The following is an 11,000-nucleotide window of genomic DNA, read 5'->3' as shown; positions in this document are numbered from 1 at the left end:
AATAATCTTTAATGGCAGCTAATTTTAATTCTTTAGAAAACATAAAAGAACCCCTTAAGTTAGATTTCTCCAACTCAAGGGGTTCAGTTCACTGACATATTTGTCAGTCCTTTTTTATTACTTAGAAGTAGTTGTATTAGTATTTCCAGTATCTTTTTCTTGGTTATTGTTGGTAGTGTTTGAATTTGTGTTGTTAGTTGTAGTTTGCTTTGGTGTATATACTTCACGATACAACCAACCTTCAAGAGAACTTGCATATACGTAAACCTTGTAGTTACTTTGCTTTGGATTGTATTGGAACCATTGATCACCATTTGAAGGTGTATAAGTTTTTGGAAGAATTACACGACTATCACCAGGGTTGTATAGTGATTGTAGTCCAGTGTTTCCGTTAGCTAGTTTTAATACTAAAGTGTTTGATGTGATGGCATAAGGTTGGTTGTTGTTGATTGTAACCTTGTAACTCTTACCACCTATTACAAGCATTTCGTTTGAATCGTCAATCTTCATTGCCTTCACTGAATCACCAAATTTAAGAACGGTCTTACCTGTGCTGATTGGTGCGTTCAATGCATAGTAAGCATCGTTAGCAGCCTTAGTGCTTAAGTCGTTGGTAGGAACAGTCTTCTTACTGGTAGTGTAAACAGGAACGCGTTTAATCCAGTTTGATTTAGTGGTCTTAGTAATCCAGATACCGTTCTTGATTTCAGGAACGCTTCCACCGATTAACATCCATTGACCGTTATTTAATTTTCTAACTAAAATAACTTGGTTTTTAGCAATGGTGCTCTTTTTGATAATCTTCTTGGATTGGATGGTGTTGTTCTTAACAGCGTATCCGTAAACAGTGGTCTTCTTGGTAACCGCGTATAAAGGAACGTTCTTGTTAGTATTAACAGTTACCTTGGTAGCTTTTTTAGCGGTGTTCTTTTTAGCAACTTGTTTCATCCAAGTAGTTTTGGCTTGGCTAGTTGTTAAAACAGTGTTCTTAGCAGTCTTAATTCCGGTAATTTTCCAAACATTGCCCTTCACGTGTGTGACAGAGATTTTGGCTCCCTTTTTGATGTTAACCTTCTTTAGAACTTTCTTAGAAATCTTCTTCTTCACTACCTTGTGTTCAGTTGCCTCAATTTTTTTGGTAGTGGTAACGACACCTGCCTTATTCCAGTAACTGGAAGATTTGCTTGGTAGTGAGCTGGCATTGGCGGCAACAGCAGGTGTGGTGATTAGGACAGCGCCAGCTAAAGCGGTCATGATGCTTTTTTGAAACTTCATGTATGAATCCTTCTTTCAAATTAAATATTATGACTATCTTAACCTATAATTAGATATTTTTCTACATTTTCAGAAGATTTTAATCTTTTTAATCATTTCGGGTTACATTTGTAGACAAAGACAAGCCGATTTGATATATTCTTAATCAAGCAAGATTATTTAATGTAAAACATATTTTATAAGGGGTGCCAAATAATGAAGAAAAGAAACATTATGACTTCACTTTCAGTTGCTGCTTTATCACTATCATTACTATCTGGTGTAGCTGTAAGTGCTGATTCAATGAGTAACATGCACGACATGTCATCAATGAAGATGGAAAAGAAGACTACTAAGAAGTCTACCAAGAAATCAACTATGAAGATGACTAAGAAGTCAGCAAAGAAGACTACTGCCAAGAAATCAACCATGAAGATGACTAAAAAATCTTCGAAGAAGATGAATATGAAACACTCAATGATGAGTGGCATGATGATGGATGGTTTAGAAATGAACATGAACTCTAAACTACCAAAGGGATTGAAGAAAGCTACTCATGCTAAATTCCACGTTGGCCAAAAGGTAACACTAAAGGCTAAGCACATGGAAGGGATGTACAACGCTAAGGCAACTGTTGCCGGTGTATACAAGACCGACCTATACGAAATTGACTTCATGCCAACAAACGGTGGCAAGATGGTTGAGAACCACAAGTGGTTAGTAGCTAGCGAACTAAAAGCAAAGGGTGCCCTAAAAGCTGGTAAGAAGGTTACTGTTTTAGCCGATCACATGTACAATATGAAGGGTGCTAAGGGTAAGATTGTTAAGGTTCACAAAGGACCTGCTTACGTAGTAACTTTCAAGGATACTAAGACTAAGATGGTTATGAAGAACCACAAGTGGTTAACTCAACAAGAACTAAAAGCAATTAAATAACAATCAAAAAAGACCTGACAACGTCAGATCTTTTTATTTTATAGTAATGATTTAACGCCAAGTAAGATCAGCATTATACCAATAAATGGTTTTAAGTACTTACTGATTGGGCTCTTGGCAAGACCACTTGCTAACATTGGAGCAACAATGGCACCGACGATTGCACCGGAGGTTAGTGGTAAACCAGCATACCAATCGATTGATCCACCTGCTAAGTGGAATAACATACCAACGGTGGACATGAATGCCAATACGTATGTTGATGTGGCAGTTGCGTTGAAGGTTTCAAGCCCTAGGATGAATAGTCCGGCAGTGATAACCGCGCCACCACTCATTCCGGCAACTCCGACCATTAGACCAGCTAAACATCCGTATAGGGAAGCCTTTAGTCGGTCATTTCCGTTATTATCGATGCCTGCTTCAGAAACCTGTTTGGTTTTTCTAAGCATGTTAACACCTAGAATAATCATGATTAAACCGATAATCCATTTGTAGAAAGAATCGGGGATGAAGTGAGATAGGATGGAACCAGCGACTACAGATGGTAGTGCAGCAATTAGCATTTGGTTTCCGATTTTGACATCAATTTTTCCTTGGCGGTAGTAACTGATTGCTCCGATGATTAATGGTGGCAAACTAGTTACCAAGGATGTAGATGCTGCGTTAGCGGCGTTTAGACCGATGACACCGGTTAAAATTCCTAGATAGATGGCACCGCCACCACCACCTAATAGGATAGTCAGCATTCCGACTGCAACACCAAAGACGATTAAAAAGATAATACTAGACATGATAATAATCCTCTCTAAATAGAGTTATTTGCTTTTTCGTTTTTTATTAATTACAATATGTAATTATATCATTCAATATGTAATTATCAATTTATATGCTTGGGGGCATCGATGTGAGAACAGCAACGATTTCAAAAAAAGATATTATCAAGACCGCAATCATCATGATTGAAAAGGGTGAAAAAATTACATTTTCCACTATTTCTAGGAAGATGAAGATTACGTCTCAATCGTTATATAACTACTTTAAGAACCAAAAGGAATTAGAGTATGCAATTGTCGGGACCGTTGTTTCATCAGCTTGTAAAATTGCTCAAGAAAAGACTTTTGGCAAGAGTGGTCATGATGGCGTGACCTCATTAGCACTAACGTTTAGAAAGATGGGCGTAAGACACATTAACATGGCTCAATTTGTAATTTCACATCATCGTACCAATCAATATAAGATTGTTACAGATGCCTTTAACGAGTTGAAAATATTGATTGATCGCATGCTTGAAAGTTACATCGATTCAGATAAGTTACTAAAGGCCAGTCGACTAATTAGAAGCCTGGTAGTTGGCGATATTTTGAACGTTGGAACTGGTTGGTTTAAGAGCCCCGAAGTGAGGGCAGAATCCAGCTTCATTGAGATGTTAAATCTTAGTTTAAATGCTTTAAAGAATTCTTAATTCGTCGATTTAATTTGAAAAATCAATTTATTTTTTAAGTAATTTGGATTATATTTGTTATTATATATTCAGAGTGTTTTTTAGAAAGGATACATAATAATGAAAAAATTTACCGGTTGGGTAAAACATTGGTACAGATATAAGACTGATGAACCATACATTATTGCTGCTGCAATCGTTGGTGCACTATGCCTTTTAGGATCAATTGCTTTAGACCACAAAAAGAGATTTTACATGTACGTTTTAATCCTAATTTTAATTGCAATTTGGGCACTATTTAGGAGTGTTACCTTTAAGAAGAACTTTGTTCGTCAATTCGTTGATGAAAACAAGTTCGAAGGCAAGAGTAAGGGATTAGATTTAGGTACAGGTACTGGCTACGCATTAATCAAGCTAGCCCGTGATACTAAGCTAAAGAAAGTTTATGGTGTCGAAGACAAGTATCAATACACAATCAAACGCCTTGAAAAAAATGCATACTTAGAAAATGTTAAAGATCGCATTGAAATCACCACTGCAGATATTGAAAACCTACCTTTTGACGATAATGAATTCGATGTTATTACAGCCATTTCAGCAAATGGTAATCAATTAAGCACACCTAAGAGGGCTGTTTATAAAGATATTGCTTTTGAAATTGCTCGTGTAATTGCTGATAAGGGAACTATCTTTATGGTAAACACTCCTCGTATGACAAAGAAATATGCCAACGAGTTTGAAAACAGAGGACTAAAAGTTGAATACATGCACAGAAAATTCGAACGTTTCTTCTTCTTACGTGCAATCAAAGTTACCAACAAATAAAAAAAGCCGACCTGCTTAGGTCGACTTTTTTATTTTGTCTAGAAGTGGTGAACGCGGTTGAAGAAGTCAACGAATAGTTGGTTTTCTTCATCGTATTGATCCCACATATTTTCTGGATGCCATTGCACACATTGGATTGACTTGTCGTCATTTTCTAAGCCTTCAATCATACCATCATCGGCACGAGCCACTACATGAAGTCCTTCAGCAACGTCCTTAGCAGCTTCATGATGGAATGAATTGACAAATGCACGAGTGCCAAATGTCTTGGCTAATAGTGAATCGTCATCAATACTGATGTGATGCACTGGAGAGTATCCGATTGCCTTTTGTTCATGTTGTAATTGAGGTAATCCGTTTTGTGGGGTGAATTGAGCACCAATGTCTTGGTATAAAGTTCCGCCCATTGCAACGTTTACGATTTGTAATCCACGGCAAATTGCTAAGATTGGTTTGTGCATTCTAATTGCTTGCTTAACTAACGCTAATTCGAATTCATCTCTGGTTTCAAATGTACGACCAATTTGAGCAATTGGTTCTTCGCCGTAATATTTGGGCAATACATCTGGACCACCGGTAAAAATTACACCATCGACAGTTTCTAATAATTCGGCAGCCATGCTTGGCTTTCCAACTGGAAAGATAACTGGAGTGATGTTATTTTCTAGCAAACAGTTCATCAAAGTCCTTTGAGCAAAATGTCCTTCTCTTTGACGGAAAGGTTCATCCTGACTAAAGATGATATCTGATGTAACTCCAATACGCATATGAATCAGTCCCTTGTTAAAATATTGTGATAATATAGATATTCTATCATTTTATGTAATAATTGCCACTTATAATAATTAGGGCACGATATTTTTGATTGCATTGACTTTTTAGATGTGCTATTTTTGATAACATATTGTGGAAAATTATGATGAAATAGTTTTCAGACAGGGGGATGAACTTTTATGAAATTCAAGTCAATTGCAAAACTAGGTGTAGTGGCCATTGCTGCAACAATGGTGCTTGCCGCTTGCGGTAAATCATCAGATACAACATCTAGAACAGATTCATTGAATTGGATGAGTAATACAACATTGACCACTTTAGATCCTTCTAAGGCTGTTGATGTTACCAGTGATCAAGTTTTATACAACGCAATGCGTGGTTTAGTTACTCCCGATAAAGGAAATAAGATTGACCTAGCAATTGCAAAGAATTACAAGGTTACTAATGGTGGAAAGACTTACACTTTCACCTTAAGAAACACTAAGTGGAGTAATGGTAAGAAGGTTACTGCCGGTGATTTTGAATACGGAATCAAACGTAGCGCCGATCCTAAGACTGCTTCACAAATGGCATACTACATGGCTAATATTATGAATTACGATAAAGTGAAGACAGGTTCAATGTCAGCTGATAAATTGGGAGTTAAAGCAATGGGCGACAATAAGTTGCAAATTACTTTAACTAAACCACAAGCTGATTTTATAAATGTCTTAGCATTACCTGTCTTTTATCCTCAACAAAAGACGTTAGTTGAAAAATACGGTACCGCTTACGGAACAACATCAGATAAGATGGTATATGATGGTCCATTTGCTGTTAAAAACTGGAAAGGTAGCAACGATGCTTGGACATTATCCAAGAATAAAGGCTACTATGATAATGCTAACGTGAAATTAAAGGCCATCAACTATTCAGTGATTAAGGATCCACAAACTGCATTGGATGAATACCAATCAGGTAAGTTGGATCAAACACTATTAGCAGGTAAACAACAAGTTAACACCTACAAGAATAATAAAGATTTTGTGAACCACAAGCAGTTTATGGTTCAATATCTATCCATTAATCAAAGCAAAGTTCCTGCTCTAAAAAACAAGAACTTAAGAAAAGCTTTATCATTAGCAATTAATCGTGAAGAATTAACTCAAAATGTTTTAGGGGACGGTTCATTTGCTGCCAGAGGATTGGTTCCAGATACTTTGGCTTACATGAACGGTAAGGACTTCAATGATTATGCTACTGTTAAAGATGCTACTACTGGTGATTTAACTAAAGCAAAAGAATTATGGGCTAAGGGATTAAAAGAAATTGGTAAGAAGTCTGTATCAATTTCAATTATGAACAACAACGATCAAACGAGTCGTTCTGTTACTGAATTCTTGCAAACCGAATTAGAAAAATTACCAGGACTAAAGGTAAATGCAGAAATCTTGCCTAATAACGTTGCTTCCGGTCGTTCATTAAAATCTGATTACGAACTTTCAGTTTCAGGATGGGACCCATCAATTAGTGATCCAATCTCACCTCTACAAACTAAAGTTTCAACCAGTCCAATTAATACTTCTAAATGGGGCAACGCAATGTATGATATGTACATTGATCGTTCAAATAATGAAGATGCTAATAATCAAAATAAACGTTTCTTTGATTTAGTAAATGCTCAAAAGGTAATCTTAAATGATCAAGGAATTATTCCATTGATTCAAAAGGCCCAACCAGAACTAATGAAAACTAATATTCATGGTGTTAAGTACTTAGGAAATGGTCCGGTTTGGGATTTCTCTCACGCTTACATTAAATAAATCATAAAAGTCGCCAAAATTTTTGGTGACTTTTTATTTTGTTTTAGCTTTATATTAAATGTTGATTTATCAACGTTTGACAGCTTTGTAGCGTATATAATTTTTATGATTGTTATAAAATAAAAAGAATAGTTCGTGCTTTTTGGATAATTATATCGAATATTTATGGTTGTCAAAAATTTCGTTCGGATGTATTATACTTATAAATCATAAGGAGGGGTTCATAATGAAGATGTTTAACGAAGAACAAATGTGTTGTTGTCAATATCGAAGCATGAACTCTATTCTTATATTCTAATCAAGAAGACGTTTTTTAATTAGATTATAACGGGGTGTCATGGTTCGGCTTTTTAGCGTAGAATCATGACGCCCTTTTTCTTTTTTTAGATGGCCATCTATGTAAAGAGTATTTATTGAACAAAGGAGTATGGATATGAAAAAGTCACGGATATTATCAATCATCGTTACCACTGCATTACTTGGTTTGGTATTAACCGCTTGTGGTAAGAGTCAATCAAGTAATAAAAAACACCTGAACTGGATGACAAACGCATCCATTGCGTCACTTGATCCATCAAAAGCTGTTGACACTAACACTCAACAAGCTGTTTATAATGCTTTTTCTGGTTTAGTATCTCCAGATGGTAGTAACAAGGTGCGTCTAGCAACCGCCAAGAGCTATCACGTTTCAAAGGATGGTAAGACATACACATTTGATTTGAAACACACTAAGTGGAGTAATGGCCAAGAATTAACAGCAAAGGATTTCGAATACGGTATCAAACGTAGTGCTAATCCAAAGACCGCCTCACAAGAAGCTTACTACATGGATAACATTGAAAACTACACAGCCATCTCTAAGTCACAACTATCATCAGATCAATTGGGCGTGAAGGCAATCGGTAAGTACAAGCTACAAATTAAGTTAATTAAACCCCAACCATACTTCTTGAACCTATTAGTATTACCAGTGTTCTACCCACAATCAGAAAGTACTGTTAAGAAATATGGTAAGAGCTACGGAACAACCAGTAGCAAAATGCTATATAATGGTGCCTTTAAAATTACTAACTGGAATGGTACCAACGATTCATGGACTTTAACCAAGAACAAGGAATACTACAATGCTGACAAGACAAAACTTGACAGCATCAAGTACACAGTAATCAAGGACCCACAAACTGCTTTGAACGAATACCAAAGCGGTAAGTTAGATCAAACTACTTTAGTTGGTAAGCAACAATATAGCAGCTACAAGAACTCAAAGGACTTCCATTTAAGAAAGATTTACAGTGTAAGATACCTATCACTAAGTAACAAGAACGAACCTGCGTTTAGAAACGTTAACATCAGAAAGGCACTATCGTTAATCATCAATAGAAAAGAACTACTAAACGATGTTTTAGGTAACGGTTCAACTCAAGCACGTGGAATTGTGCCAGATACTTTGGCATCACGTAACGGTAAAGACTTTAACGACTACGCTAGCGTTTCTGACGCAGTCAACGGTAACGTTGAACAAGCTAAGAAGCTATGGAAAAAAGGTTTAAGTGAAATCGGTAAAAAGAACTTAACCATTTCCATTAATAGTAATAATGGTGATGATGCTAAACCTATTGTTGAATTCATTCAAAACCAATTTTCTAAGCTACCTGGTTTGAAAGTTAATCTAACATTACTTCCAAACACAGTAGCGACCTCAAGATTCTTAAGTGGCCAATATCAAGTAGCAGTTACAGGTTGGAGTCCATCAATTAGTGATCCTATTTCACCACTAAATATTAGATACTCAACTAATTCAATGAATACTGCTAAGTGGAGTAACGCTGAATACGACAAGTTGATTGATAAATCAAATGACGATGATGCTTTGAACCCAGCAAAACGCTGGAACGATTTAGTAGACGCCCAAAAGGTATTATTAGACGACCAAGGTCTAATTCCGCTATTCCAACCAGCACAAGCTGAACTAATTAAGAGTGATATTCACAATGTGCGTTTCTACGGAAATGGCCCAATCTGGGACTTCTCTGAAACTTACGTTAAATAGTTAATAAAAAGGTCATCTTATAATGGATGACCTTTTTATTTTTTTAAATTCTAGTTTTTTATAATAATGGTATAATTAGATGATATTAAATAACGATTAGAGGTATTTAATTATAATGAATCTAAAAAATAGACTGCATGACCTCTGGCGCAATCATGCGATTGTCATTTTAATTTTTATGGTCATGTCGATATTAAGTGTCTCAATTATGTGGCACTACAAATTTATTACAATGGGATCAGACATGCATTTTCACTGGGAACGAATTTGGGACTTACGTGAATCATTAGTTAATAAGAGTCCGTTTCCACTGGTAGCATTAAACCAATATAACCAAACTGGTTCCGCCGTAATGGCATTGTACCCACAATTAGGGATGTTGCCTATTGCATTACTTTCTTTGGTAATTAAATCATTTATTCCGTTGGTTTATACCGTATTGATGCTAAGAAACTTTTTTGCGTTGATTGTGGCTTACTTTGCTAGTTATAGCTACAACTATAACAGAAAGATTAGTTTTATTTTTGCATCTGGTTACACTTTGGCGGCCACAGTTTTATTCCATGCCGTTATCAGTTATGATATCGGGCGTTCATCTTCTATCATTTATTTACCATTAATTCTTTTTGGCTTCTTAAATCTATTAGAAAAAAACGACTGGATTGAATTAAGTCTCGGAATGAGTGCGATCATCATGTGTCACGTGGTAAATACTGCAATTGCCATCTTTTTCTTAATTGTTATGACACTTATTAACATTATGAAATTACTAAACAAAGATAAGTTAATCGCTTTGGGAAAAGCAGTTGTGATGACCGTTTTACTAACTGCACTATACTGGATACCGTTTATAATTATTGTTGGTAATAATTCTATTAATTTTCCACCATCTTATTGGAAAGTTGCTGGAACAGACACATATGTCTGGTACCTATCAATTATTCAAAATAGTGTAGGTCCATTTTTCAATATAATTAATTTATTAGGATTAGCTTTCGGGATTATCTTTTTTAGACGTCTGGGAACATATTCGAAACAATTATTATTTGTTGGAATTGGATTCTTAATTCTATGTAGTAATTTGTTTCCTTGGGATTTAATTGCGAAGACTGGAATTAATGATTCTCTTCAATTCACTTGGCGTTTAAACATCATTCCACAACTAATTTTTTGTTATCTATTCGCTGAAATTGTTGTGAAAATGTTCAAAAAAGAATCATTTACATGGACTGCAATTGTTGTTGCAACGATTGGAATTGTATTGTTGCAATTTAATGCTCAACAATCAGTGGTTAATGAAACCAAGAATAATCTTGAGTTGAATCACAAATTTTATGAAGATGGTAAGAAGTACCGTTTGAATAATAATCAGGATTTCAACAATATGATTTTTAGTGACGTTGGGGTGAGTGACTACTATCCAAGCGCAGCAATGAAGTATTATGGTAATACCAACAAACATATTGCTACCTATAACGGTAATCAACGATTAAAAGTAAAGTTATTAGGTGATGGTAAGTACTCATTTAAAGCACCGGTTAAAATTAAGAAACTAACATTGCCTTTCCTACATTACAAAGGGATTTCTTATGAAGTGCTTGTTGATGGTAAAGTTGTTAAAACAACGGCTAATCACCATGCTTTACTAACGGTTTCCCATCTTTCAGCTGGTCGTCATCACGTTCAGATTATCGTTCATCGAACTAAGAAGGAACTACTTTCATATTTATTTGCAGTTGTCGGAATTATTATTTTGATAACAGCATTGATCAGAAAGTATGGATTTAAAAATAATAAATAATAAACGATAAAAACCACAGGTCCAATGGGCTTGTGGTTTTTATATTGTGATTATTACCGTTTAGCTAGCAAAAAATACCACTTATATGAAATTTTGTTATTAATTTGTCGAATTGAC

Annotated in this window: 9 protein-coding genes; 6 read left to right on the top strand and 3 right to left on the bottom strand. The window is 35.5% G+C overall.

Features of this window, described 5'->3' with window-relative positions; translation table 11 throughout:
* Positions 1-117 precede the first annotated feature (117 nt).
* Positions 118-1,275, bottom strand: a complete 1,158-nt coding sequence (locus RZ78_RS06520; protein ID WP_054608504.1) for a hypothetical protein — start codon at positions 1,273-1,275, stop codon at positions 118-120.
* 195 nt (positions 1,276-1,470) lie between these two features.
* Here RZ78_RS06520 and RZ78_RS06515 point away from each other — a divergent pair, with 195 nt between their 5' ends.
* Entirely contained in the window at positions 1,471-2,190 is a 720-nt protein-coding gene (locus RZ78_RS06515; protein ID WP_237756989.1) for a YdhK family protein, read from the top strand.
* A gap of 38 nt (positions 2,191-2,228) precedes the next feature.
* Here RZ78_RS06515 and RZ78_RS06510 read toward each other — a convergent pair whose 3' ends face one another.
* Complete coding sequence (locus RZ78_RS06510; protein ID WP_054608503.1) at positions 2,229-2,981, bottom strand: sulfite exporter TauE/SafE family protein; 753 nt, start codon at positions 2,979-2,981, stop codon at positions 2,229-2,231.
* Between the two features lie 113 nt (positions 2,982-3,094).
* Here RZ78_RS06510 and RZ78_RS06505 point away from each other — a divergent pair, with 113 nt between their 5' ends.
* Both RZ78_RS06505 and RZ78_RS06500 read left to right on the top strand, forming a co-directional pair.
* A complete protein-coding gene (locus RZ78_RS06505) occupies positions 3,095-3,652 on the top strand; it encodes a TetR/AcrR family transcriptional regulator (RefSeq protein ID WP_054608502.1) in 558 nt (185 codons plus the stop codon).
* Positions 3,653-3,751: 99 nt separating this feature from the next.
* Positions 3,752-4,456, top strand: a complete 705-nt coding sequence (locus tag RZ78_RS06500) for a class I SAM-dependent methyltransferase (protein WP_054608501.1) — start codon at positions 3,752-3,754, stop codon at positions 4,454-4,456.
* A 38-nt stretch (positions 4,457-4,494) separates the two neighbouring features.
* Here RZ78_RS06500 and RZ78_RS06495 read toward each other — a convergent pair whose 3' ends face one another.
* Entirely contained in the window at positions 4,495-5,223 is a 729-nt protein-coding gene (locus RZ78_RS06495; RefSeq protein ID WP_052471555.1) for a gamma-glutamyl-gamma-aminobutyrate hydrolase family protein, read from the bottom strand.
* A 186-nt stretch (positions 5,224-5,409) separates the two neighbouring features.
* Here RZ78_RS06495 and RZ78_RS06490 point away from each other — a divergent pair, with 186 nt between their 5' ends.
* The 3 genes from RZ78_RS06490 to RZ78_RS06480 all read left to right on the top strand — a co-directional run bounded on the left by RZ78_RS06490 (position 5,410) and on the right by RZ78_RS06480 (position 10,883).
* Entirely contained in the window at positions 5,410-7,032 is a 1,623-nt protein-coding gene (locus RZ78_RS06490; protein ID WP_054608500.1) for a peptide ABC transporter substrate-binding protein, read from the top strand.
* A 433-nt stretch (positions 7,033-7,465) separates the two neighbouring features.
* Complete coding sequence (locus RZ78_RS06485; protein WP_054608499.1) at positions 7,466-9,082, top strand: peptide ABC transporter substrate-binding protein; 1,617 nt, start codon at positions 7,466-7,468, stop codon at positions 9,080-9,082.
* A 184-nt stretch (positions 9,083-9,266) separates the two neighbouring features.
* Positions 9,267-10,883 carry a hypothetical protein gene (locus RZ78_RS06480; protein WP_191978851.1) on the top strand — a complete coding sequence of 539 codons (1,617 nt, stop codon included), beginning with the start codon at positions 9,267-9,269 and terminating at the stop codon, positions 10,881-10,883.
* The last annotated feature ends 117 nt before the right edge of the window (positions 10,884-11,000 follow it).

It is taken from the genome of Apilactobacillus kunkeei (assembly GCF_001308195.1).
Classification (GTDB): Bacteria; Bacillota; Bacilli; order Lactobacillales; family Lactobacillaceae; genus Apilactobacillus; species Apilactobacillus kunkeei_C.
The sequence above is the reverse complement of the archived record's forward strand: the minus strand, read 5'-3'. Positions and strand labels throughout refer to the sequence as shown.

Excerpts from the sequence above, each read along its gene's own strand:
- RZ78_RS06520 (WP_054608504.1), bottom strand. The coding sequence starts at position 1,275 with ATGAAGTTTCAAAAAAGCATCATGACCGCTTTAGCTGGCGCTGTCCTA.
- RZ78_RS06515 (WP_237756989.1), top strand. The coding sequence starts at position 1,471 with ATGAAGAAAAGAAACATTATGACTTCACTTTCAGTTGCTGCTTTATCA.
- RZ78_RS06510 (WP_054608503.1), bottom strand. The coding sequence starts at position 2,981 with ATGTCTAGTATTATCTTTTTAATCGTCTTTGGTGTTGCAGTCGGAATG.
- RZ78_RS06500 (WP_054608501.1), top strand. The coding sequence starts at position 3,752 with ATGAAAAAATTTACCGGTTGGGTAAAACATTGGTACAGATATAAGACT.
- RZ78_RS06495 (WP_052471555.1), bottom strand. The coding sequence starts at position 5,223 with ATGCGTATTGGAGTTACATCAGATATCATCTTTAGTCAGGATGAACCT.
- RZ78_RS06490 (WP_054608500.1), top strand. The coding sequence starts at position 5,410 with ATGAAATTCAAGTCAATTGCAAAACTAGGTGTAGTGGCCATTGCTGCA.
- RZ78_RS06485 (WP_054608499.1), top strand. The coding sequence starts at position 7,466 with ATGAAAAAGTCACGGATATTATCAATCATCGTTACCACTGCATTACTT.
- RZ78_RS06480 (WP_191978851.1), top strand. The coding sequence starts at position 9,267 with ATGTCGATATTAAGTGTCTCAATTATGTGGCACTACAAATTTATTACA.